This window comes from Stappia sp. (assembly GCF_048268045.1).
Classification (GTDB): Bacteria; Pseudomonadota; Alphaproteobacteria; order Rhizobiales; family Stappiaceae; genus Stappia.
This window is the reverse complement of sequence record NZ_JBLWWG010000003.1, coordinates 414,451-436,915: the sequence shown is the minus strand read 5'-3', so window position 1 is coordinate 436,915 and position 22,465 is coordinate 414,451. Positions and strand designations below refer to the sequence as shown.

Annotated in this window: 20 protein-coding genes; 10 read left to right on the top strand and 10 right to left on the bottom strand. The window is 67.3% G+C overall.

Translation table 11 applies throughout. The features are described 5' to 3' along the window. Positions 1–117: 117 nt before the first annotated feature. The 4 genes from pheT to hemP all read right to left on the bottom strand — a co-directional run bounded on the left by pheT (position 118) and on the right by hemP (position 5,130). Positions 118–2,535 (bottom strand): phenylalanine--tRNA ligase subunit beta, encoded by a 2,418-nt coding sequence (pheT, locus tag ACN0WF_RS07075; RefSeq protein WP_417772100.1) that lies wholly within the window; start codon positions 2,533–2,535, stop codon positions 118–120. Positions 2,536–2,589: 54 nt separating this feature from the next. After that, a complete protein-coding gene (locus ACN0WF_RS07070) occupies positions 2,590–3,270 on the bottom strand; it encodes a phenylalanyl-tRNA synthetase subunit alpha (protein ID WP_417772099.1) in 681 nt (226 codons plus the stop codon). Then, a complete protein-coding gene (pheS, locus tag ACN0WF_RS07065; protein WP_417772098.1) occupies positions 3,267–4,349 on the bottom strand; it encodes a phenylalanine--tRNA ligase subunit alpha in 1,083 nt (360 codons plus the stop codon). Before pheS ends, ACN0WF_RS07070 begins: the two co-directional genes overlap by 4 nt. 550 nt (positions 4,350–4,899) lie before the next feature. Continuing rightward, positions 4,900–5,130, bottom strand: coding sequence for a hemin uptake protein HemP (gene hemP, locus ACN0WF_RS07060; RefSeq protein ID WP_417772097.1), 231 nt, complete (start codon positions 5,128–5,130; stop codon positions 4,900–4,902). A gap of 427 nt (positions 5,131–5,557) precedes the next feature. On the opposite strand from hemP, the gene ACN0WF_RS07055 reads away from it, so the two are divergent. The 4 genes from ACN0WF_RS07055 (at position 5,558) to ACN0WF_RS07040 (ending at position 9,625) form a co-directional block, all read left to right on the top strand. Then, the gene (locus ACN0WF_RS07055) at positions 5,558–6,883 is read left to right on the top strand and encodes a DUF2325 domain-containing protein (RefSeq protein ID WP_417772096.1); all 1,326 of its coding nucleotides are present in this window, start codon (positions 5,558–5,560) and stop codon (positions 6,881–6,883) included. Continuing rightward, complete coding sequence (locus ACN0WF_RS07050; RefSeq protein WP_417772095.1) at positions 6,868–7,182, top strand: antibiotic biosynthesis monooxygenase family protein; 315 nt, start codon at positions 6,868–6,870, stop codon at positions 7,180–7,182. The genes ACN0WF_RS07055 and ACN0WF_RS07050 overlap by 16 nt, the downstream gene beginning before the upstream one ends. A gap of 156 nt (positions 7,183–7,338) precedes the next feature. Next, the gene (mtnA, locus tag ACN0WF_RS07045; protein WP_417772094.1) at positions 7,339–8,439 is read left to right on the top strand and encodes an S-methyl-5-thioribose-1-phosphate isomerase; all 1,101 of its coding nucleotides are present in this window, start codon (positions 7,339–7,341) and stop codon (positions 8,437–8,439) included. Positions 8,440–8,569: 130 nt separating this feature from the next. Continuing rightward, positions 8,570–9,625 (top strand): dipeptidase, encoded by a 1,056-nt coding sequence (locus ACN0WF_RS07040; protein ID WP_417772093.1) that lies wholly within the window; start codon positions 8,570–8,572, stop codon positions 9,623–9,625. A 34-nt stretch (positions 9,626–9,659) separates the two neighbouring features. On the opposite strand, the gene ACN0WF_RS07035 is transcribed toward ACN0WF_RS07040, so the two are convergent. Then, positions 9,660–10,130: a hypothetical protein gene (locus tag ACN0WF_RS07035; RefSeq protein WP_417772092.1), complete on the bottom strand. Its 471-nt coding sequence runs from the start codon at positions 10,128–10,130 to the stop codon at positions 9,660–9,662. Between the two features lie 14 nt (positions 10,131–10,144). Between ACN0WF_RS07035 and ACN0WF_RS07030 the strand changes: the two genes are divergently transcribed. From ACN0WF_RS07030 to ACN0WF_RS07010, 5 genes are all read left to right on the top strand, one after another. After that, entirely contained in the window at positions 10,145–10,966 is an 822-nt protein-coding gene (locus tag ACN0WF_RS07030; protein WP_417772091.1) for an ion channel, read from the top strand. A 138-nt stretch (positions 10,967–11,104) separates the two neighbouring features. Next, positions 11,105–12,514 carry a cytochrome ubiquinol oxidase subunit I gene (locus tag ACN0WF_RS07025; protein WP_417772090.1) on the top strand — a complete coding sequence of 470 codons (1,410 nt, stop codon included), beginning with the start codon at positions 11,105–11,107 and terminating at the stop codon, positions 12,512–12,514. 5 nt (positions 12,515–12,519) lie between these two features. Further along, the gene (cydB, locus tag ACN0WF_RS07020) at positions 12,520–13,527 is read left to right on the top strand and encodes a cytochrome d ubiquinol oxidase subunit II (RefSeq protein WP_417772089.1); all 1,008 of its coding nucleotides are present in this window, start codon (positions 12,520–12,522) and stop codon (positions 13,525–13,527) included. Beyond that, entirely contained in the window at positions 13,527–13,685 is a 159-nt protein-coding gene (locus tag ACN0WF_RS07015; protein ID WP_417772088.1) for a DUF2474 domain-containing protein, read from the top strand. The genes cydB and ACN0WF_RS07015 overlap by 1 nt, the downstream gene beginning before the upstream one ends. Before the next feature lie 137 nt (positions 13,686–13,822). Beyond that, positions 13,823–14,740, top strand: a complete 918-nt coding sequence (locus ACN0WF_RS07010; RefSeq protein ID WP_417772087.1) for an alpha/beta hydrolase family esterase — start codon at positions 13,823–13,825, stop codon at positions 14,738–14,740. Here ACN0WF_RS07010 and ACN0WF_RS07005 read toward each other — a convergent pair. Both ACN0WF_RS07005 and ACN0WF_RS07000 read right to left on the bottom strand, forming a co-directional pair. Next, positions 14,737–15,996, bottom strand: coding sequence for an OpgC family protein (locus tag ACN0WF_RS07005; protein WP_417772086.1), 1,260 nt, complete (start codon positions 15,994–15,996; stop codon positions 14,737–14,739). The genes ACN0WF_RS07010 and ACN0WF_RS07005 overlap by 4 nt on opposite strands. A 91-nt stretch (positions 15,997–16,087) precedes the next feature. Next, the gene (locus ACN0WF_RS07000) at positions 16,088–17,470 is read right to left on the bottom strand and encodes a tetratricopeptide repeat protein (RefSeq protein ID WP_417772085.1); all 1,383 of its coding nucleotides are present in this window, start codon (positions 17,468–17,470) and stop codon (positions 16,088–16,090) included. Positions 17,471–17,779: 309 nt separating this feature from the next. Between ACN0WF_RS07000 and ACN0WF_RS06995 the strand changes: the two genes are divergently transcribed. Continuing rightward, complete coding sequence (locus ACN0WF_RS06995; protein ID WP_417772084.1) at positions 17,780–18,940, top strand: YeeE/YedE family protein; 1,161 nt, start codon at positions 17,780–17,782, stop codon at positions 18,938–18,940. A gap of 16 nt (positions 18,941–18,956) precedes the next feature. Here ACN0WF_RS06995 and ACN0WF_RS06990 read toward each other — a convergent pair whose 3' ends face one another. Genes ACN0WF_RS06990 through ACN0WF_RS06980 form a run of 3 tightly spaced genes read right to left on the bottom strand, consistent with a single transcriptional unit; the run spans position 18,957 to position 22,442 of the window. Next, positions 18,957–20,606, bottom strand: coding sequence for a thiamine pyrophosphate-binding protein (locus tag ACN0WF_RS06990; protein WP_417772083.1), 1,650 nt, complete (start codon positions 20,604–20,606; stop codon positions 18,957–18,959). Further along, positions 20,603–21,901, bottom strand: coding sequence for a CaiB/BaiF CoA transferase family protein (locus tag ACN0WF_RS06985; protein WP_417772082.1), 1,299 nt, complete (start codon positions 21,899–21,901; stop codon positions 20,603–20,605). The genes ACN0WF_RS06990 and ACN0WF_RS06985 overlap by 4 nt, the downstream gene beginning before the upstream one ends. Before the next feature lie 49 nt (positions 21,902–21,950). Continuing rightward, a complete protein-coding gene (locus ACN0WF_RS06980; RefSeq protein WP_417772081.1) occupies positions 21,951–22,442 on the bottom strand; it encodes a hypothetical protein in 492 nt (163 codons plus the stop codon). Positions 22,443–22,465: the final 23 nt, after the last annotated feature.

Here is a 22,465-nt window from a genome sequence, read left to right as displayed (position 1 = left end):
CCAGTCTCCCGACGGGTTTGGGCCGGTCTCCCGACAGGTTTGAGAAGGCGCGGGCGATCACCGCCCGCGCCATTGCCTGCTATGTGGCCGCCCGGGGCGGCCGGACCCGGCGCAGGGTTATCCGCGCAGCGTGCCGCCAGTCGCCTTCTCCACCGCGGCGCGGATCTTGGCGCCCACGGCCTCGATCTCAGCCTCGGTAAGCGTGCGCTCGCGCGGCTGCAGCGTGACGTCAATGGCCAACGACTTGCGTCCCGGCTCGATGCCCTGGCCGCGGTAGATGTCGAAAAGCGTCACGTCGGTGATCAGGGCCTTGTCGGCCCCGCGCGCCGCCTTGATGAGCTTCTCGGCCGCCACAGCCTCGTCGACGACGAAGGCGAAGTCGCGGCGCACCGGCATCTGGTCGCTGGCGTCGAAGGCCCCCTTCGACCGCCCGGCCTTTACCTTGGGCTCGGGCAGCGCGTCGAGGTAGACTTCGAACACCGCCATCGGGCCGTCGAGGTCGAGGGAGCGCAGCACACGCGGATGCAACTCGCCGAAGCGAGCCAGCACCGTCCTGGGGCCGAGACGCAGCTCGCCCGAACGCCCCGGATGCAGCCAGTCCGGCGTATCGGTGAAGACCATCAGCTTGTCGACCGGCGCACCGATCGCGGCGAGCACCGCCTCGGCATCGGCCCTGGCGTCGAAGACGGTGACCTCCCCGGCGCTGCCTGCCCAGTGGCGACCGGCCCCGTCGAGGCCGGCGGTGCCGCTGCGCAGGCCGGCTGCGACCATCGACTGGCCTTCCGGCGTGTCGTCGGCGAAGATTTGCCCGACCTCGAACAGCGCCACATCGCCATAACCGCGATCGGCATTGCGCTGTGCCGCCGCCGCCAGCCCGGGCACGAGGCTCGGGCGCATGTCGGACATGTCGGCCGAAATCGGGTTGGCGAGTTCGAGGCACTTCGCCCCACCGCCGAAGGCTTCCGCCTGCGGGCGGGAAATGAAGGACCAGGTAACCGCTTCCTTCATGCCGCGAACGGCCAGCGAGCGACGCGCCTGCGACCGGCGCACCTGCGCCGTCGTCAGGATACGGCCGGCGACCGCCGAGGTGCGCGGCAACGCCTCCGGGACGATCTTGTCGAGACCGACGATGCGCACGACCTCCTCGACCAGATCGGCCTTGCCGTGGACGTCCGGACGCCAGGACGGCGGCGCGACCTTGACCGCGTCGCCGGTGCCGGCGACCCAGAAGCCGAGACGGGTGAGCACGCCCTTGATCTCGGCCGGCGACAGGGACATGCCGGACAGGCGCTTCACCTCGGAGAAGGGGAAGTCGATCATCCGTTCGGTGTCGGGGATCTCGCCGACGAAAACCACCTCGCTCGGCGTGCCGCCGCACATCTCCATCACCAGCCGGGTGGCGAGATCGAGGCCGGGAAGGCAGAACTGCGGATCGACGCCGCGCTCGAACCGGTAGCGTGCGTCCGTGTTGATGCCGAGCGCACGGCCGGTGCGGGCGATGTTGACCTCGTCCCACAGCGCCGACTCGATGAGCACGTCGGTGGTTTCGCCGGTCGAGCCGGAAGCCTCGCCACCCATGATGCCGCCGATGGACTCCACACCATTGTCGTCACTGATGACGCACATGGTGTCGTCGAAGCGATAGGTCTTGCCGTCGAGGCCGAGCAGCTCGTCGCCCTCGCGGCCGCGGCGCACCACCAGATCGCCCGCGACCTTGGCCGCGTCGAAGACATGGAGCGGACGGCCGCGGTCGAAGGTCAGGTAGTTGGTGATGTCGACCAGCGCATTGATCGGGCGCAGGCCGATGGCCCTGAGGCGCTTCTGCATCCATTCCGGCGACGGGCCGTTCCTGACGCCGCGCACAAGACGCAGGCCGAATGCCGGACAGAGCGACGGCGTGTCGCCGAATTCCAGGCGCACGTTGACCGGGCAGGCACCGTCGCCACGCACCGGCTCGGGCCAGTTCTCCTTCAGCTTGCCGAGGCCGACGGCGGCGAGATCGCGGGCGATGCCAGAAACGGCCGTACAGTCCGGGCGGTTCGGCGTCAGGCCGATCTCGATGACCGGATCGTCCATGCCAGCATAGGCCGCGAAGGAGGCGCCGACGGGGGCATCCTCGGCCAGCTCGATGATGCCATTGTGCTCGTCCGACATCTCCAGCTCGCGCTCCGAGCACATCATGCCGAAGCTTTCCACATCGCGGATCTTGCCGACGGACAGCGTGACATCGAGGCCAGGCACATAGTCGCCCGGACGGCCGAGCACGCCGACGAGCCCGGCGCGGGCGTTGGGCGCGCCGCAGACGATCTGCAGCGGCTTGCCGTCGCCGGCATCGACGGTGAGCACCTTGAGCCGGTCGGCGTTGGGATGCGGCTTCGCGTCGGTGACGCGGGCGATGGTGAAGGGCTTCAGGCGGGCGGCCGGGTTTTCCACGCCCTCGACCTCGAGACCGACACGCGTCAGCGTCTCGACGATCTCCTCGAGCGTGGCGTCGGTTTCCAGATGTTCCTTGAGCCAGGACAGGGTGAATTTCATGACAGCGGTCTTTCGTGTCTCGTCAGGCCGAACGGGCGCCGGCGCAGGCAGGCCTCAGTTCGACGGGGTGAAGCGGTCCAGATCCGGCACCAGCGAGGCGCCGCCATAATTCTCCGCGAACCGGACGCCGATCTCGTGCAGCCGATCGGTCCAGCGACGGAGCTGGGCGTCGGAGATCGTGCCACCGGAAGAGATCGCCAGCGATGCCTCGACCTCGACCTGGTCGCGCAGCAGGCCCAGCTCCAGCATCGCCGCGTCCTCGGCGCGGTACTTGTCGAGCCAGCCCGCGGTCACCGTCGCGATGATCACCAGCAGTGCCGCCGCGGAGGTGGCGATCGCCCACTTGGCGATGCCGGAAATGCGGCGCTCGCTCACCACCAGAAGCATGGTCGCGATGGACAGGAAGGCGACGATGCCGACCGCCGTCAAAAAGCTCTCGTAGTTGCTTTCCGCATTCGCCTCCTGGCTGGCGCGCAAGGTGGTGATGCGGTCGCGCAGATAGAGGACGGGATCGGCCTGGACGCCGAGCCCGTCGCGGAAATAGGCGTCGCAGAAGCGCAGCCGGCCGCGTTCGCCGGACTTGTCGGCGCACACATCGACGAAGGAGCGCTGCGCCGCCGAAATTCCCGCGGCTGCCCCCGCGGTCTGGGCATGAACCAGCGGCGTGGCGGCCGCCGACAGGAAAACCGCAAGCAGCAGCGCGCCCAGGGCGCGGTGAAGGACCTTGGAGATCATCGCGACAATCCTCCGAACAGGGTCGGCAGGTCGAGCGGGCGGAAGCCGTAGCGGTCGAGCCAGCGCACGTCCGCGTCGAAGAACGCACGAAGGTCGGCCATGCCGTATTTCAGCATCGCGATGCGGTCGATGCCCATGCCCCAGGCAAAGCCCTGGTAGACGTCGGGATCGAGGCCGCAATTGCGGATGACATTGGGATGCACCATGCCGCAGCCGAGGATCTCGAGCCAGTCGTCGCCCTCGCCGATCCGGACCTCGCCGCCGGAGCGGTCGCAGCCGATGTCGACCTCCATCGACGGCTCGGTGAAGGGGAAAAACGACGGACGGAAGCGCATCTTGATCTCGTCGACCTCGAAGAAGGCCTTGCAAAACTCCTCCAGGATCCACTTCAGGTGGCCGATATGGCTACCCTTGTCGATGACCAGGCCCTCGACCTGATGGAACATCGGCGTGTGGGTCTGGTCGCTGTCGCAGCGGTAGGTGCGCCCAGGCGTGATGACCCGGATCGGCGGCGTCTGCGACATCATCGTGCGCACCTGCACCGGCGAGGTGTGGGTGCGCAGCAGCATGCGCTCGCCGTCCGCGCGCGGATGCAGGAAGAACGTGTCGTGCATCTCGCGCGCCGGGTGATCGGGCGGGAAGTTGAGCTGGGTGAAGTTGAGATGGTCGGTCTCGATGTCCGGCCCCTCGGCAATGGAAAAGCCCATGTCGGCGAAGATCGCCGTCAGCTCGTCGATCACCTGGCTGACCGGGTGAATGCGGCCGGTCTCCGACGGCGCGGGACGCAGTGGCTGGGTGACATCGACGCGCTCCGACTCGAGCCTGGCGTCGAGCGCCGCCTCCTGCAGCACATCCTTGCGCGCCTGCAGGGCATCGGCGACACGCTGCTTCAGGCCGTTGAGCGCCGGGCCGGCCTCGCGGCGCTCGTCGGGCGTCAGCTTGCCGAGTGTCTTCAGACGTTCGGAGATCGAGCCCTTCTTGCCGAGGGCGGCGATGCGCACATCCTCGAGCGCGGCTTCGGTCGAGGCCGCCGCAACGGCGGCGAGAATGTCGGATTCCAGAATTTCGATTTCGGACATGACACCGTCACGATCTGCGGCGCGCGCGGCGCTTGCCGGCGCTGCCTGTTGGAATGGGTTCCGGTCTTTTAACAGACTTCTGGCGGGTTTCCAGTTCGCCGCGTCAACGGCTTGCGCGGGATCGCGGCCGAAGGGCCAGGAGCCGCCCGCAGGTCGCCACAAGACGAACCGGCGAAGACGATCAGGCGAACGGGACGGGGCTAAATCGGCCGCAGGCGGGGCCCTGCGCCAGCATGCAGGCGGCAGACGGGGGAAGGTGCGCGGCGCGCCGGGAAGAAGAGGCAAGGCTGGAGACGGCGCGCGCGGCATGCGACGCCGCGCCCCGTCGGGGCTGCGTCTCGTCGAACCGCACTGAGATGACGATCTGCGCCATTTTTCCGGCCTGTTCCGAGCCAGCGTTCACATATCGGCGCGCGGTCTCGCACGCGCCTGCCGGCCGCGGATGTTTTGGCAGATGCCGGAACGCGACGCAAGAGCGGTCGCGGCACCGAGGTGCCGCAACCACCAGGCTAGGCAGGCATGGCCCGCCCCATAAGGCGGGCCACCCGTCTCACTTGGTCAGGAGCAGCTTTTCGAAGCGGGTGATGGAGAGCCGGTAGAGGCTTCCCTTGTGGCGAATGTGCAGTTCCCGCCCGCCCTGGAACAGGACCTCGCTGTCGAGCTCGAGCGGCGCCTCGTCCTTGCGCCGCACCTGCGGCTGGACGAGGGTCTTGCTCCGCAGCCCGCGCGTCGGCCGGGACACGGTACCCTCGCTGCGGAATGCGGTTTGCTCGTTCATCATGCAGGCTCCTTTGCTGCGTGTTGCGGGACCGCGTCGGATGGATCCATCCGCCCCCCCGGCCGCCGGCTGCGACAGTCACAGATTGGAACGACTCTAAACTTGCGAGTCATTCGCAACTTAATTCCTGACTCGAATACTCATATTTATATCCCGATGCAATGCCTTTCCCGTGAGTTTTCCGTCTTTTCGCATGCGACGCCGCAGGTGGAAGGCCGGCACAAGGGTTGTGGGGGACGGTTGCGTTTTATTCTTGACTAAAAAACTCATGTTTCATACGACATTCAAGTCCGTCGCCGTCCCGCTGTGCCCAGGGGCGGCCGGAGATCCAAGCGCCAGCAAGCCACGTGTCATCTCCCTCGACGCCCAGCAAGCCACGCTTCGAAACGGTGCCGCCGGCACCGGCCAAGCGGAGGCGAGACGACAGGACATGTGCGCAAGGCATGAGGATTTGCAGCGCGCCATCGGCGAGGCGCTCGAGGCGCATGTCGCAGGCGGCGCCCCGAAACCCGTGGACGCCGCCGCCCGCGACAGCGCGCAGAAGCGGCGCATCGCGATCTGGGAGCAGAGCGACAACGTCCATTGCTCGATCGTGGGAACCTGCGCCAGCGTCGAGGACCTGAGGCGGCTGGCCCGCAAGGTCGGCATCGACCTGGCCGCGGAAACGCCCGACTATGACGTTCACGGCCATTTCGTGCGCCTGTCCACCGCCGACAACACCTTTTCCCGCGCCTTCCAGAAGCTGCTCGACCAGCGCTTCGAGGGGGCGCTGCGACGCGTCGCGAGGGCCCGTGGCGCCGACGCCCTCGCCGCTCTCTGGCGCGAGATGTGCGAGCGCGGCCAGGTCGCCCCGGCCTATTGGGCATTCATGACGCAGGCGCATGTCCCCGCGAGCCTGCGCGCCTCCGTCTTCGGCGAGGTGCACATGCTCTCGCATCTCGCCGGTGCCTCGTTCCGGCAGAAGACGGCGGAGGCGACCACGCTGCGCGACCAGCTCCACGACAGCGAGGAACGCGCCCGCCGGGTCGAGGCCGGTCTCAAGTCGGCGCTGGCCGAGCGCGATCGCGAGATCGCCGAGCTTCGTGCAGCGCTGACGGGACTGCGTGCCGAACGCGAGATGAAGGCCTCCAGCCAGCCCGAGGACGCCGCGCCAAGCGATGACACGGCGGCCCTGCGCAAGCGGCTTTCGAAGGCCGAACGCGCCATCCAGACCGCACGCGCCCGGGCTCGACTGGCAGAAGCCCGGCTGGCCGAGATCGACCGGGAGACCGGCGAGACCCGTCCGGCCCGACCGCACCCGATGGCCGCGCGGGAGGTGGCCGTGTCGCCGACGCCTGGCGGCGGCGTCTCGATCATTCCGCTCGCCGCAGGAGCGGCGGAAGCCACCGCCCCGCGCGCCGTTCTCTATGTCGGCGGCATGCACGGACATCGCGACCGGCTGCGCGGTATCGCCGAGGCCTTCAACGCCACCTTCGTCCACCACGACGGCGGCGTTGAGGATGCGCCGCAACGCCTCGACAACCTGCTGCCTTCGGTCGATTGCGTCTTCTGCCCGGTCAACTGCGTCAGCCACGACGCCTGCCTGCGCGCCAAGAAGATCTGCCAGAAGCTGAACAAGCCCTTCGTGCCGCTGCGAAGCTCCGGGCAGAGCGCCTTTCGCAAGGCCCTGCAATCCCTTGTCGCCCCTTCTCAGCGACCCCAGATAGCCACGACACACCACGACCAGGGAGATCCCTCGACATGTACATCGCGATGAACCGCTTTCGCGTGCAGCCAGGACAGGAAGACGCCTTCGAGGAGGTCTGGCGCAACCGGGAGCGGAAGCTGGCGGAGATGGACGGTTTCGTCGAGTTCCACCTGCTGCGCGGCCCGGCCGGCGACGACCATACGCTCTTCGCCTCCCATACGGTCTGGCGGGACGAGGATGCCTTCCGCGCCTGGACGCAGAGCCAGGCCTTCCGCGACGCCCACAAGAACGCCGGGGACAACAAGCCGCTCTATCTGGGCCCGCCGTCCTTCGAGGGCTTCCAGGTGGTGCTGACGGAAACAGCCTGACGGAGCCCCGCACGCGGCGCAGGACCATCGAGACGGCCCGGCCTTTCAACAAGGGCCGGGCCGTTTTTCGCTTCGGATCCGCATGCCGGGCTTGCCTGACCGACGCGCATCGCCCAAAACCGGCGCACGATCAGAGACCCGGCAAGGGAGACGCCCATGAAGATCGACGGAACCGCCTATCGCTCCATCTGGCCCGGCGCCGACGGCAAGAGCGCCTCCATCATCGACCAGACGCGGCTGCCGCATGAATTTGTCACGGTGGACCTTGGGACACTCGAGGACGCGGCGACCGCGATCCGCGACATGTGGGTGCGCGGTGCACCGCTGATCGGCGCGACCGCCGCCTACGGCATGGCCATCGCTCTCACGCGCGATGCCAGCGACGCGGCGCTCGAGAACGCACATGAAACGCTGATCGCGACCCGCCCGACGGCGATCAACCTGAAATGGGCGCTCGACGCGGCGGCGGCGCACCTGCGCCCGCTGGCGCGTGAAGAGCGCGCGGCTGCCGCATGGCGCTTCGCCGCCGATCTGTGCGACGGGGACGTTGCCGTCAACCACGCCATCGGCCAGCACGGTCTTGCGGTCATCCGCGAGATCGCCGCGCGCAAGCCGGCCGGCGAGCGGGTCAACATTCTGACCCATTGCAACGCCGGCTGGCTTGCCACCGTCGACTGGGGCACAGCCACCTCGCCAATCTATCAGGCCCATGACGCCGGCCTTGCGGTGCATGTCTTTGTCGACGAGACCCGCCCGCGCAACCAGGGCGCCGGACTGACCGCCTGGGAGCTTGGTCGCCACGGCGTGCCGCATACGCTGGTGGTCGACAACGCCGGCGGCCATCTGATGCAGCATGGCGCGGTCGACATGGTCATCGTCGGTACCGACCGCACCACGGCGCGCGGCGACGTCTGCAACAAGATCGGCACCTATCTGAAGGCGCTGGCGGCGAAGGACAACGGCGTGCCGTTCTATGTCGCACTGCCCTCCTCCACCATTGACTGGACAGTCAGCGACGGCCTGCGCGAGATCCCCATCGAGGAACGCAGCGCGGAAGAGGTCACCTGGGTCCACGGCAAGCGCGCCGACGGCACGCTCGACAAGGTGCTGATCACCCCGCAGACCACGCCCGCAGCGAACCCGGCGTTCGACGTCACCCCCGCGCGCCTCGTCACCGGCCTTATCACCGAGCGCGGCGTCTGTGCGGCCAGCGCCGAAGGGCTCGCCGCGCTCTTCCCAGAGCGCGCGCCCGCCTGACGCGGAGACCTTGGGCGCAGGCGAAAGAGCCGCTCATTCCGCCTGCGCATTTCTCAACCCGGTGCGGTTTCCAAGCCCACGCCCGCGTGCAACACTCCCCGGACCCGCCTACCTTCCAGGGAAAATCACGATGACATCACGCCCCGTTCCCGTCTTCGACGGGCACAACGACACGTTGCTCAAGCTGGAGGTGGCGGCCCGTGCCGGGCGCCCCATCTCCTTCTTCGACCGCGACAACAAGTGCCACATCAACCTGCCCAAGGCGCGCGAGGGCGGTCTTGCCGGCGGGCTCTTCGCCATGTTCATTCCCTCCCGGATCGAGCAGGACATCACCGTCAGCTACGACCCCAACGACCCCCGGCATTTCGCCGAAGTGCAGCAGCCGGCGGCATTGGGCGTCACCATGGCGATGGCCGCGAAGGCGATGCGCATCGAGCGGGAGGCGAACGGCGCCGTCGCAATCTGCCGCACGGGCGAGGACATCCGCGCGGCGATGGCGCGCGGTGCCTTCTCGATGGTTCTCCACATCGAGGGCGCAGAGGCGATCGACAAGGACTTCAACGCACTCGAGGTGCTGCACGCGGCCGGACTGCGCTCGCTCGGCATCGTCTGGAGCCGCACCAACCTCTTCGGCCACGGCGTGCCGCTCGCCTGCCCCTCGTCTCCCGACACGGGCCCCGGCCTCACCGACGCCGGCAAGGCGCTGGTCAAGGCCTGCAACGAGCTGCGGATCATGGTCGACCTGTCGCATCTGACGGAAAAGGGCTTCTGGGACGTGGCCGGGCTGACGGACAGGCCGCTCGTCGCCTCGCACTCCAACGCCCATGCAGTGACGCCCTCGGCGCGCAATCTCACCGACAGGCAGCTCGACGCCATCGCGGAATCACGAGGCCTTGCCGGGCTGAACTTTCACCTCGCCTTTGTCGATCCGCAGGGACGCATCCGCCTCGACATGCCCATTGAGCAGATGGTGCGCCATGTCGATCACCTGCTGTCGCGGCTCGGCGAGGACGGAGTGGCGCTCGGCTCGGATTTCGACGGCTGCATCGTGCCGCAGGCGATTTCCGACGCGACCGGCCTGCCGGCGCTCATCGAAGGCTTTCGCAAGGCGGGCTACGGCGAGGAATTGATCGAAAAGATCGCCTGGCGCAACTGGGTGTCCGTGCTCGAGCGCACCTGGTCCTGAGGCTGCCGGTCCCGTTGCCCGCTGGGCGGCGGGATCAGGCCTTTCCGGCGGTGCCCGCCTCCGCCTCGATCCGCTCTTCCAGATACATGGCGATGCTCTGGGCGACCGCATGCAGACGTCTCAGCTCCGCCTCGCGCCGGGTTGTCGCCAGAACCTCGTTGGGGCGGCCGCTGCGCGCGCCATTGCCGAAGCGGCCCGCGCCGCGAACAATGAAGCGATAGGCCGCGCCGTCCGGCGACTTCGGCGTGTGCAGGATGTCGCCGACGTGCTGCTCCGCAAATCGAAGAGAATCGTCGAGTGTCGGCAAAGCTTTAGTGAACCCGTTCATGACACATCCCGCCCAAGCCGGCGCCGAGGTACTTCCTGGCGACATCATTAATTGTTTAACAAATAGTTTGTGCCGATTCGCAAAAGACTCAAAACACACATTGTTTTCGCCCAGGCGGACAACCTCGGGATGCATCGTCAGGCGGCCGGGCGGCGATTGACGCAGAAAGGCGAACACGGTCTCTTGGGGCAATGAAAGACGCCCAGAAAACGCCGCCATCGCCCGCGCCCGACACGCGCGTTTCCCCAGTGCGCGCGCTGCTGCGCGAACTCTATCACGGCAACACGACACGGGCCCGCGCCTGGCAGATCGCGCTGATCGTCTTCGACCTGATGACAATCGGCTATTTCATCGTCTCCTCGATGATCTCCGACCCGAGCCATGTCGACCACAGGTTCGACTATGCGCTCGGCGCCGTGCTCAGCCTCGACCTGGCCTTCCGCCTCATCGCCGCCGCGCGCCCCGCACGCACCCTCGCCGAGTTCACGACCATCGCCGACGCGGTCGTGATCGCCTCGCTGTTCGCGAGCGCGGTCCTCGACAATCTCGCCTTCCTGCGGGTGGTGCGGATGCTCCGGCTGCTGCGCTCCTACCACCTGCTGCGCGAGCTTCGCGACCAGTCCGGCTTCTTCAAGCGCAATGAGGAGGTGATCCAGTCGGGGATCAACCTCATCGTCTTCATCTTCGTGGTGACGGCGCTGGTGTTCGTTCTCGAAGGCCACCAGAACCCGGCGATCAACACCTATCTCGACGCGCTCTATTTCACCGTCACGACGCTGACGACGACCGGTTTCGGCGACATCACCATGACCGACAGCACCGGCCGCTTCATGACGATCATCATCATGGTCTTCGGCGTCGGGCTTTTCCTGCGTCTGGTGCAGACGATCTTCCGACCGCAGAAGGTGCAATATGCCTGCCCCGACTGCGGACTGTCGCGGCACGACCCGGATGCGGTCCACTGCAAGCACTGCGGGCGGACACTCAACATCCCGACCGAAGGCGAAATCTGAGCCGGCCGCCGTTCCGCGCCAGGGCTTCAATCTGTCACATCGCTGACGGGCACCTGTGACAGATAAATTCAGTATAGTGTAACGAGATTGCCCGCATACGGTGGGAGACGACCCAGACCGACAGGCTCGAGGTGACAGATGGACTTTACCGCAGTCGAACTGGCCCGGATGCAATTCGCATTCACGGTCTCGTTCCACATCATATTTCCCTCCTTCACAATCGGCCTGGCGAGCTACCTGATGGTGCTGGAGGGCCTGTGGCTGGCCACCGGGCGGGACGTTTATCTCTCCACCTTCAAGTACTGGCTCAAGATCTTCGCCGTCGCCTTCGGCATGGGCGTCGTCTCCGGCATCGTCATGAGCTACCAGTTCGGCACCAACTGGGCCGTCTTCTCCGACAAGACGGGGCCGGTGCTTGGACCATTGATGGGCTATGAGGTGCTTTCGGCCTTCTTCCTGGAGGCCGGTTTCCTCGGCATCATGCTGTTCGGCCTCAACCGTGTCGGCCGCCGGCTGCATTTCTTCGCAACCTGCATGGTCGCCCTGGGCACCGCACTTTCCGGCTTCTGGATCCTGGCCGCGAACAGCTGGATGCAGACCCCCGTCGGCCACTCGATCAACGCCGCCGGACAGTTCGTGCCGGAGAGCTGGTTCGAGGTCATCTTCAACCCCTCCTTCCCCTACCGTTTCGTGCACATGATGCTCGCGGCCTATCTGACCACCGCCTTCGTCGTCGGCGCGGTCGGCGCATGGCATCTGCTCAAGGACAGGCAGAACCCGCTCGCCCGGGTGATGCTGTCGATGGCGATGTGGATGGCGGCGATCGTGACGCCGATGCAGATCCTCGCCGGCGACATGCACGGGATCAACACGCTGGCCCACCAGCCCGCCAAGATCGCCGCACTCGAAGGACATTTCGAAGCCCAGGACGGCGCACCACTGATCCTCTTCGGCATTCCCGACATGGAAGCCGCGGAAACCAAGTACAAGATCGAGGTGCCGAAACTCGGCAGCCTGATCCTGACCCACACGCTCGACGGCCGGGTGCCCGGCCTCAAGGACTTCCCGCGCGAGGACTGGCCCAACGCCGGTATTGTCTTCTTCTCGTTCCGGGTGATGGTCGGCCTCGGCTTCCTGATGCTGGGTATCGGCATGTGGAGCCTGTACCTGCGCTACCGCGGCAGACTGTACGAGACGCCGCTGTTCCACCGTGCCGCGCTGACGATGGGGCCGGCCGGCTTCATCGCCGTGCTCGCCGGATGGATCACGACCGAGGTCGGCCGCCAGCCCTTCACGGTCTACGGCCTGCTGCGCACCTCCGACAGCGTCTCGCCCGTCGACGCTCCGGCGGTCGCCACCTCGCTGCTCGTCTTCATTGTCGTCTACTTCATCGTCTTCGGCATCGGCGTCTACTACCTGTTGCACGCCATGGCGCAGACCCCGGGCAGCGGCAGCCAGGGCCCCGAGACCGGGGAACCCTCCCGTGCGGCCGGCGTCACCCCCGCGTCCGCCTATCAGGCGTCCCAGAAAACCGAACCGGCGGAGTAAGACAGATGGCCATCGACCTTCCCCTCGCCTGGGCGCTGCTGATCGCCACCGCCGTCTTCCTCTATATCGTGCTCGACGGCTTCGATCTGGGCATCGGCATCCTGTTTCCCGCCGCCCGCTCGGCCACCGAGCGCGACGTGATGATGAATACGATCGCCCCCGTTTGGGACGGCAACGAGACGTGGCTCGTGCTCGGCGGCGGCGGGCTCTACGCCGTCTTCCCGCTCGCCTATTCGATCATCATGCCGGCGCTCTATGCCCCGGTCATGGCGATGCTGTTCGGACTGATCTTCCGTGGTGTCGTGTTCGAGTTCCGCTTCAAGGCGCGGCCCGAGCGGCGCTGGGTGTGGGATGTGGCCTTCTTCCTGGGGTCGCTGACCGCCGCATTGGCACAGGGCATCATCCTCGGCGCTCTGGTGCAGGGCATCGAGGTCGAGGGCCGCGCCTATGCCGGCGGTTGGCTCGACTGGCTGACCCCCTTCTCCCTGATGACCGGCGTCGCCGTCGTCGTCGGCTACGCGCTGCTCGGCGCGACCTGGCTGATCTGGAAGTGCGAAGGACCGATGCAGGCGCATTTCCGCGAAAAGGCGGCGGTGATCGCGATGGCTATGCTGGCGATGATCGCCGTCGTCAGCCTGTGGACGCCGATGCTCGACGACGGCTTCGCCGCCCGCTGGTTCGGCTTCCCGCAGATCCTCTACACCGCGCCGGTTCCGCTGATGGTGCTCGGCCTTGCCGTCGTGCTCTTCCGCAGCCTGCGCGGCACCCGAGACGTGGTTCCCTTTGTTGCCAGCCTCGGGCTCTTCCTCGTCACCTACGCGGGCCTCGGCATCAGCCTGTTTCCGAAGATCGTGCCGCCGTCGGTGACCATCTGGGAGGCGGCGGCGCCTGAAAGCTCGCTGCTGTTCCTGTTCATCGGCGCGCTGGTTCTGCTCCCGATGATCCTTGGCTACACGGCCTATGCCTACTGGATCTTCCGCGGCAAGGTGCGTCCGGGAGAAGGTTACCATTGATGGCCAATCCCGGCAGCGAACAGGCCGGCGCCCCCGGCCGGGCCAACGACAGCGACAAGCCGCTCTGGAAGCGGCTTGTCTGGTTCGCCGGCCTGTGGCTTGCCGGTGTCGGCACGCTTTTCATCGTCGCAAGCCTGATCCGCGCCACAATCCTCTAGCGACGCCCCGCGCGCTCACCAAAGCGTGACGCAGGCCAGATCGTTCGTCCCTTGCTCTCGCCGCCGTTCCGACCATCCTTGCCGGAACGGCGGGCGGGTTGTCCCGCGCCCCGCGAGATCCAGGCAAGGACGACGGCATGACACCTCTTCCACGACAGCGCCTCACCAGCCCGCACAAAACAGCATGCCGGGCGGCCGCACTCCTGTCCCTGCTGCTTGCCGCGCCAGTCGTCGCCGGCCAGCCGGCGCATGCGGTCTCCGCAGGAGCCGCGACCTGCGGCGCCGACACACCCTGCGTCATCGATGGCGGCCAGTACCGCATCCGCTTTCCCGATGGCTGGGACGGCCGGACGCGGCTCGGCGCGATCGTCTTTCTGCACGGCTGGAACGGCTCCGCGGAAGCGGAAATGAAGAACCGCGCATGGGCGGCGCTCGCCAACCGGCTGAACGTCGCCTTTGTCGCCCCGCAAGGAGCTGGCAACACCTGGTCCTATCCGGGATCACCCAGCAGCTTTCGCGACGAATTCGCCTTTTTCGACACGCTTGTCGGCGATCTTGTCACGCGCTTTCCGATCCGCCGCGACCGGCTGATGGCGGCGGGCTTTTCCATGGGCGCCTCGATGGTGTGGAACCTCGCCTGCCGGCGTGGCGATCTGTTCGCGGGATACGCGCCGGTCGCCGGCGCGTTCTGGGATCCGGTGCCGCAGACCTGCCCGTCGCAACCGCCGATCCTGTTTCACGTCCACGGCACCACCGACCGGACCGTGCCGCTGCAAGGCCGTTCCATCGATGATCAATGGCGCCAGTCGGACGTGGCAGAAAGCCTCGCCGTCTGGCAGCGGCAGATGGGCGTGCCCGTTATCTTTCCAGAGCGGAAGGCGGACAGCCCCGCTCTCGTCTGCCAGCGGCAGGAAAGCCCGGACCCGAAAAGTGCCGCCATGCTCGACGTCTGCCTGCATGACGGCGGTCACAGCGTGCGCGCGGAATGGATCGCGCGGGCATGGGTTCAACTCGCCGCGCGCATGAACTGGAAGGACCGTCCGGGCGCGGACTAAGCGCGGCGTTCGCGTTCGCCTTCGCCGGACCCGCGCGGCGCGGAGCGGGCCGACATATCATCGGCGACCACCACGGCGGGCACGAGAGGCGACTTCTGCTTGCGCCAGGGCTGCGACTTGTACCAGCCAACCGCATAGGCAACGGCGATCAGCCCGGCAAAGCCGAGCCCGTTGGCGAGAAACTCGACGAAGAAATTGCCGCGTCCCCAGACCATGTCACGCAGGATGCCAATGGCCTGCGCCAGCACGAGGCTTGCCAGGAAGACGGCAAGCGACTGCTGGCCGACCTTCTGCACCACCCCAACACAGGCACCCCAGAGGTTCTCGGTTACCAGATAGCTGCCCTTGGCGCCGACGGCGATCCAGGCGAGATAGGCCAGCGCCAGAAAATGCACATAGCGCAGGATGCCGAACTCGCTCTTGATCCAGAGCGGTTCAATCATGGTGCGGATCTCGAGGAGCGCGGGCGAGGCCTCGTAGGCATGGAACCAGGCGAAGGGCACCGTCGCCAGAACAATGACCGCGGCCACCACGATCAGATCGCGCCGAACGGGCGGAGCCGGCAGCCAGCCGCGCATGAAGGCGAAGCCGGTGAAGAACAAAAGCTGCCAGGCAAAGGGATTGAAGAACCACCGCCGGTCGGACCAGGGTTCGGCCGGCAGATCGAGCAGGCGGAACGAGGCGGCGAGCCACAGGGCCGCCATCACTGCGAACACCCAGCCCCGACCGATCCGCGACACCGCCAGGATCACCGGCATCAAGGCCAGGATGACGATATACATTGGCAGAATATCGAAATAGTTGGGGACATAGGTCAGCGTCAGCAGGCCGGGCAGGTTCTCGCCGGTCCTGTCGAAGAAATGCCAGAGGTTGAGCGATCCGACGTAATCCTGTTCGAGGCCACAACAGGAAATCAGGATGCCGCTGCGCTCCACCGCGACAAGCCCGGCGGCGATGACCAGAAACTGGCAGACATGGGCCCAGTAGACCTGCCAGACCCGATGGCTGACGCGGGCCGTTCCCATCCACCACCCCTGATGGTCGAACACCTTTCCAAAGGCGATGGCCGAGGCCATGCCCGAGCAGAAGACGAAGATTTCCGTGGCGTCGGAAAAGCCGAAACGGGCCGGGATCCAAAGCGTCCAGGTGTTCTCCGGCAGGTGGGCCACGAAAATGATGAACATGCCGAGGCCGCGAAAGAAATCGAGGCGCGGGTCGCGTCGCCGCTGTGGCGGGAGCGTCGTCTTGGCGTGCATGTTCAAGGTCTGTCGTCCCGCAATTTACATATCCCCTGCGCCGGCTTCCGGGGCCGGGCGCGTCTCTCACACGATTGAATCATGGCGGATTTCAGGCGGGCACGGCGCGCAGCCGGGCATCCTGCATGATCCGCGAAGCCCGCTCCATGCCGGCCGCGCGCTCCAGCCGCTCGGCGGCAAAGCGGTCGAGGGCGCCGCGAGAGCGCAGGCGGTCCTCGAGAAGCGCCTCGGCCTCGACCGCGAGCCCGGCCTTGAGCGCCGCGTCGATGGCGATCCGATCAAAGACATCGCGCTGCGCGTGGCTGCCGCCGACCTCGAAAAGATGCGGGCGGGCGCGATGCAGGTGGTGAAAGGCGGAGAAATAGTTGCCGCGCTGGTAGGCGTCGAGACCGAGCGCGGCCGGCACCCCGGCCGTTCCGGTGATCCTGGCGATGTCTCCAGGCTCCTCGGCGTGCGCCGCCATCGAGGCAAGCATCCGGTCGGCCGCCTGCCGGCGGTCGCCGCCGCCGAGTGCCAGCATGTAGTGAAGATCGGCGAACACATTGCAGCGGTCGTCGACGCGCGCCTCGGAGAGAGACGCAAGTTCCTCCCAGCGGCCGCCGATGTTGATGCCCTCGATCTCGAGGCGCACCAGCAGCGAGGCGGCATTGGAGATATCGCGGTAGTCGTCGGTTTTCTCGGCGCGGACGTCCTCGTCGTAGAGCGCGAGCACGCGGTCGTAATCGCCGCGGTCGAGATACATCAGCGCAAGATGCCACCAGACATGCGCGCGGAAATTGTTGCAATGAGCGAAGGCGGCGGTGTTGCTCTCGAGCCAGATCCGCCCCTCGTCGGCACGCCCGGTCATGTCGTGGACATGGGCGACGGCGTGCAGGCCCCAGGCGTCGTCGGACGCCAGCGCGAGGGCCTCGTGGCCAGATCGTTCCGCCGCAACATAGTCGCCGGTTTCCTCCAGCGCGAAGGCACGACAGCCGAGCAGGTAGCCCCGCTCGGGATGGTCCTTGTCATAGGCGGACAGCACACTCTCGACGGACCGGCGCATTCCGACCGCATCGCCGAGCGCGAAGCGGATCGCGTGCACGAGCTTCATCAACAGCGGATCGGCGGGATGATCGGCGAGAGCGCCGTCGAGCCTGTCGGCCGCACGCGCGGGGTTTCCGGCGATCCAGTCGGCGAGCGCCTCGACCACCGCTGCCTCGCGCGCGCCTGCCCCGCAGCACTGCCGCGCCGCCTGGGCCCGACCCAGGTCCTCCCGGGCCACCTCGACCAGCTCGCGGCGGCCGAGAAGCAGGCAGAACAACCCGTGCGCGGCATGGCCGAGCGCGAAATCAGGGCACAGGGCCAGCGTCTCGGCAAGATGCGTCGGCGTCTCGGCCCCATGGGCGAGAAAGGCCCTCACCGTCCTCTCCCAGGGCGCCTGCGCGGCCGGGTCGGAAAGCGTCAGGGGGTAACCGTAGCGGTCGGTGAGCGTCATACCGGGTCCTTCACGTGCCTGCGGCGATGCGGCGGGGCCTCCCGAGCCAGCCCTTTCGCCGGCGTCTCCCCCCGGGACGCCGATGTCCGGACATCCGGACTTCTGCCGAGATACCCTGTGTCCAAGTCTTTCCGCGACCCAGTTGACACGCAACACACAATAACTTGTGGCCAACGTGTGCCGTGACAAGCGCCCGGCGGACGCAGGTTGCCGAGAAGGCTGCGTTTCGGGAACCGGTTTGCGCGTTCCTCCGGGATCGGCGAAACCGGTTTCCTTCCGCCCGGCGCAACGGCAGGCTAGAAACAGATCATGACAGCCCTTGCACCGCCCCTTTCCGGTACCAACCGAACCCCGCTCGCCTTCGCGCTCGCCGCGCTGGCGGCGGTCGCGCTGATCGCAGCCAACACCGGCGGCCCTCGCCTCGGCTATGCCGTGGTGATCGGCGGCGTCGCCGGCGTCGCGCTCTACCACGCGAGCTTCGGCTTCACCGCCGCGTGGCGACGCATCGTCACGGAAAAGCGCGGCGGCGGTCTGCGCGCCCAGTTCCTGCTGATCCTGCTGACATCGGCTGTCGCCTTCCCGCTGATCGCCTGGGGCGCGTCCTTCGGCATGCCGACCGGCGGCTTCGTGTTTCCCTTCGGCATTGCCACCGCCATCGGCGCGGCAATGTTCGGCCTCGGCATGCAGCTCGGCGGCGGCTGCGCCTCCGGCACGCTGTTCACCGTCGGTGGCGGCTCGACGCGCATGGTGGTGACGCTCGCCGCCTTCGTCGCCGGCTCCGTCGCCGCCACGCCGCACATGCACCTGTGGGGCCAGTTGCCGGCACTTCCCGCCTATTCGCTGGTCGCCTCGCTCGGGCCGGTGCTCGCCTTCGCCGTCACCGCCGTCGTGCTCGGGCTGATCGCGCTCTGGAGCGTTCGGGTGGAAAAGGCCGCGCACGGATCGCTCGCAGAGCCGCGGCGCACCGAATCCGTGCTGACCGGCCCCTGGTCGCCGATGCTCGGCGCGCTCGCCATCGCCCTTGTCGGCATCGCCACCTTCATTGTCCTCGGCAGGCCATGGGGCATCACCTCCGGTTTCGCGCTCTGGGGTGCGAAGATCCTGCAGGAGCTCGGCGTCACGGTCACCGACTGGCCGTACTGGCAGTGGCAGAAAGGCGCGCTAGACGCCTCGGTCTTTGCCGATGCGACGTCGGTGATGAACTTCGGCGTGATCCTCGGCGCCATGGCCGCGGCCTCGCTCGCCGGCAAGTTCGCGCCGGTGTGGAAGCTCTCGACCCGCGACCTGCTGACTGCCATCGTCGGCGGCCTGCTGATGGGCTATGGCGCTCGCCTCGCCTATGGCTGCAACATCGGCGCCTATCTCGGCGGCATCGTCTCAGGCTCGCTGCACGGCTGGCTGTGGCTGGTCTTCGGCTTCGCCGGCAGCCTTGTCGGCACGCGCATCAGACTGAAGCTCGGCATGGGCTGACCCGCGGGGCCAGCTCTCAGAACTTGCCGTCATAGGCCCGCCGACCTATCCGGCAGGCCAGCAGCGTGAAGCCCTTGCGGCCAAGGGCGGCCCGCGCCTCGCCAGCCAGTGATCCGGCATCGTCGATCCACGATCCATACCCACCCAAGGCACGGGCCACGGCGGGAAAGTCCGTTCCCTGGAAGTCGACGCCGACGTTGCCGCGCCCGCTGCCGCGCTGTTTCATTTCGATCAGCGACAGGCTTTCGTCGACCAGCACGCAGACGATCACCGGGAGCGCAAGGTCGCGCAGGGTCGCAAGCTCGCCGAGCCCCATCTCGAGACCGGCATCGCCCACGAAAACGACCACCGGGCGTTCCGGCTCGGCCAGGGCGTGGCCCATGCCGAGCGGCAGGGCACAGGCCATTGTGCAAAGCGCGGAGGATTGAAGCATCCCGCGCGGGAAGGGCACCGTCCACATCTGCGAGGCGAGGATGCGATGGGCGCCGCTGTCGGCCGTCGCCACCGTTTCGGCCGGCAGGACCTCGCGCAGGGTGCGAAACACCGTCGCCGGCCCCCAGCCCTCGGGCTCCGGCGCAAACCGCGTCGCAAGCGCGGCGCGCGCAGCCGCGATCTCGCCATCCGGCCAGGTCCGGTGCGGGGCGGCAAGGCCCGCACCGAGCGCCGAAAGCGTCGGGGCGATGCCCCCGGCTAGCAGGTGCCGGACGGCGTGCATGCCATGGTCGCGCGGCACGCAGGCGATCTCCACCACCGGCGCATCCTGCGGCCAGGGCGCACGCCAGTTGATGCGCATCTCGATGGGATCGTAACCGAGGAGCAGGATGCAATCCGACTGTCGAAGAAGCGGCAGGAGATGGGCGTCAGCCCCCGGCGACAGCCCGGCACCGCCGAGCGACAGCGCATCGACCTCGTCCAACAGGCCCTTCGCCTTGTAGCTGGTGAGCAGAGGCACATTAAGTTTCCGGCAAAAATCCGCGATTTCGGCGCCTGCGCCCTCATTGACAGCATCGACACCGGCGATTGCCAACGGACGAAGCGCGGCGGAAAGGAGTTCGCGCGCGGCAGCAAGATCCGGCCCGGCAGCGACCATGCGGCGGGCATCGAGACGGGGCGGCCGGGGCGACAGCGGTTCGCCGCAGTCGCCTTCCGCCACACTGATCGGCACATCCACATGAACCGGTCCGGGCTGGCCTTCCAGCGCGATACGGATTGCCTTGTCCATCATCGCGCCGATGGCTCCCGGGCTGGCGCGGAAGCTCGCCTTCACCACGGGCCGCAACAGTTGCTGATGGTCGAAGATCTGGTGGGTGTAGGTCTCCGCCTCTCGCCCGTCGACGCAGCCGGTGAGGAAAATCAGCGGCACCCGGTCCTGAAAGGCGTTGGCCACCACATTGACCGCATTCGCGACGCCCGGTCCAAGGGTTGCAAGCAGGATGCCGGGCGCGGCCTCGCCGCGCCGGGCCTCGGCATGCCAGACGCCCTCGGCCATGAAGCCGCCCGCGTTCTCGTGCTTGACCAGATGAAAGGCGATCCCGGCCTTGTCGAGCGCGCCCATCAGCGCGAGCACCTCGCCGCCCGGAATGCCGAAGGCATGGCCGCAGCCTGCCTGCCGCAGCTTCGCGGCAATGAGGGCCGCCCCGCTCGCGCCCCGGTCTTCGCTTGTCATGCGCCTGTTCCCTCGTCCGGTGTTTTCCCGGCGAGCGACACCGCACCGCCGGCTGCGAGATCGTCTATAGCCATCCCGTCGAGGCCAAGCCAGTCGGCGAGCACCTGCGTGCCGTCGGCACCCAGCACCGGCGGCGGGCGGCGATAGCTGACCGGTGTCCGCGAGAGCTTCAGCGGGTTGCCGATCAGCCCGACCGAGCCGCCGGCCGCGAGCGGATGCGCCATCTCGATCCGCATGTCCCTGTGGCGCAGCTGCGGATCATCAAAGACCTCATCCAGAGCGTTGATTGGCCCGCACGGCACCCCGGCCGCCTCCAGCGCCGCAATCCAGTCGGCCTTGTCGCGGGTCGCTGTGATGCGCCGGATCTCCGGCTCCAGTTCGGCGCGGTTGCGCACCCGCTCCGCGTTGCGCACAAAGCGCGGATCGCGGGCAAGCTCCGGCCGGCCGGCGATCTCGCAGAAGCGGACGAACTGGGCGTCGTTGCCAACGGCAAGGATGAAGGCCCCGTCGCGGGCCGTATAGGCATTGTAGGGCACGATGGTCGGATGGGCGTTGCCGCGTCTCGGCGGCACCACCCCATCGGTCAGATAGCCGACGCCCTGGTTGATCAGCCAGGCGACCTGCGTGTCGAGAAGCGCAAGGTCGATATGCTGGCCGTGGCCAGTCGCCGTCCGGTGATGGAGCGCGGCGAGAATGGCGCTGGAGGCATACATGCCGCACATGACGTCGGCGATGCCGACACCTGCCTTGGTGGGCTCGCCGCCCTCCTCGTCCGGCCTGCCGGTCAGCGACATAAGCCCACCCATGCCCTGGATGAGAAAATCGTAACCGGCCCGATGCGCATAGGGACCGTCTTGTCCGAAACCGGAAATCGAGCAGTAGACAAGACCCGGGTTCGACGCCGAGAGGGTCTCGTAGTCGAGACCGCGGCGGGCGAGGTCGCCGACCTTGAAATTCTCCACCAGAATATCCGCCTCGCCCGCCAGACGGCGCACCAGAGCCTGTCCGCTTTCCGAGGCAAGGTCGACGGCAAGCGAGCGCTTGTTGCGGTTGGCGGAGAGGAAATAGGCGCTCTCGCGCGTTTCGCGCCCCTCCGCGTCCTTGACGAAGGGCGGTCCCCAGCCGCGCGTGTCGTCACCGGTGCCCGGCTTCTCGATCTTGACCACATCGGCGCCCAGATCGCCAAGAAGCTGCGTGGCGGTCGGGCCGGCGAGAATGCGGGACAGGTCGAGCACCTTGAGGCCCTCGAGGGGACCTGGCGCGGGGGAGCGCCCGACGGGCGCGGAAGACGTCATGATGCTGAGGATGTCCCTTGTCTGGGTGCAGGAGGGCTAGCGACTCGCTTCAGGAGCGCAGCCGCACGACGAGCCCGAGAACCAGGCCAAGAAGGACATGGCCGACGAGCGAGGCCCAGGCAAGAGGTATGAAGCCGAGGAAGGCTGGCAGGCCGGCGGCCAGATGGGCCATGAAATAGAGCGCGAAGACCCACAAGCCGACGCCGTAGCCGAAGGCCACCACCGGCCAGGGCAGGAACGGCAGGAAGCGGTCGGCGATCGGCCGGGCGATGTAGAGATAGCCAAGCGGATAGAACAGGATGCCGACGACCAGGTGGATTGCCTCGGCAAGCGTGACGTTGTTGAAGCCGAAAACCGACTGGACGAGAGCCGCCGGCTGCAGCGGGCCACCGACCCAAAGCGGCGTGACAGCGCGGGCCCATATTTCCCACGCACCATCTGCAAAGACGCCGGCCATCAGCGTCGTGACGAGCGTCGACAGGACAAGCGGAGGAAACAGCGGTTTCACCCGGTGTGCTGCGGGGCTTGCGGTATCGGGCATGGAGGCTCTCCCTGGCGCGGGCC

Coding starts and splice junctions, on each gene's coding strand:
- pheT (WP_417772100.1), bottom strand. CDS start 2,535: ATGAAATTCACCCTGTCCTGGCTCAAGGAACATCTGGAAACCGACGCC.
- ACN0WF_RS07070 (WP_417772099.1), bottom strand. CDS start 3,270: ATGATCTCCAAGGTCCTTCACCGCGCCCTGGGCGCGCTGCTGCTTGCG.
- pheS (WP_417772098.1), bottom strand. CDS start 4,349: ATGTCCGAAATCGAAATTCTGGAATCCGACATTCTCGCCGCCGTTGCG.
- hemP (WP_417772097.1), bottom strand. CDS start 5,130: ATGATGAACGAGCAAACCGCATTCCGCAGCGAGGGTACCGTGTCCCGG.
- ACN0WF_RS07055 (WP_417772096.1), top strand. CDS start 5,558: ATGTGCGCAAGGCATGAGGATTTGCAGCGCGCCATCGGCGAGGCGCTC.
- ACN0WF_RS07050 (WP_417772095.1), top strand. CDS start 6,868: ATGTACATCGCGATGAACCGCTTTCGCGTGCAGCCAGGACAGGAAGAC.
- mtnA (WP_417772094.1), top strand. CDS start 7,339: ATGAAGATCGACGGAACCGCCTATCGCTCCATCTGGCCCGGCGCCGAC.
- ACN0WF_RS07040 (WP_417772093.1), top strand. CDS start 8,570: ATGACATCACGCCCCGTTCCCGTCTTCGACGGGCACAACGACACGTTG.
- ACN0WF_RS07030 (WP_417772091.1), top strand. CDS start 10,145: ATGAAAGACGCCCAGAAAACGCCGCCATCGCCCGCGCCCGACACGCGC.
- ACN0WF_RS07025 (WP_417772090.1), top strand. CDS start 11,105: ATGGACTTTACCGCAGTCGAACTGGCCCGGATGCAATTCGCATTCACG.
- cydB (WP_417772089.1), top strand. CDS start 12,520: ATGGCCATCGACCTTCCCCTCGCCTGGGCGCTGCTGATCGCCACCGCC.
- ACN0WF_RS07015 (WP_417772088.1), top strand. CDS start 13,527: ATGGCCAATCCCGGCAGCGAACAGGCCGGCGCCCCCGGCCGGGCCAAC.
- ACN0WF_RS07010 (WP_417772087.1), top strand. CDS start 13,823: ATGACACCTCTTCCACGACAGCGCCTCACCAGCCCGCACAAAACAGCA.
- ACN0WF_RS07005 (WP_417772086.1), bottom strand. CDS start 15,996: ATGCACGCCAAGACGACGCTCCCGCCACAGCGGCGACGCGACCCGCGC.
- ACN0WF_RS07000 (WP_417772085.1), bottom strand. CDS start 17,470: ATGACGCTCACCGACCGCTACGGTTACCCCCTGACGCTTTCCGACCCG.
- ACN0WF_RS06995 (WP_417772084.1), top strand. CDS start 17,780: ATGACAGCCCTTGCACCGCCCCTTTCCGGTACCAACCGAACCCCGCTC.
- ACN0WF_RS06990 (WP_417772083.1), bottom strand. CDS start 20,606: ATGACAAGCGAAGACCGGGGCGCGAGCGGGGCGGCCCTCATTGCCGCG.
- ACN0WF_RS06985 (WP_417772082.1), bottom strand. CDS start 21,901: ATGACGTCTTCCGCGCCCGTCGGGCGCTCCCCCGCGCCAGGTCCCCTC.
- ACN0WF_RS06980 (WP_417772081.1), bottom strand. CDS start 22,442: ATGCCCGATACCGCAAGCCCCGCAGCACACCGGGTGAAACCGCTGTTT.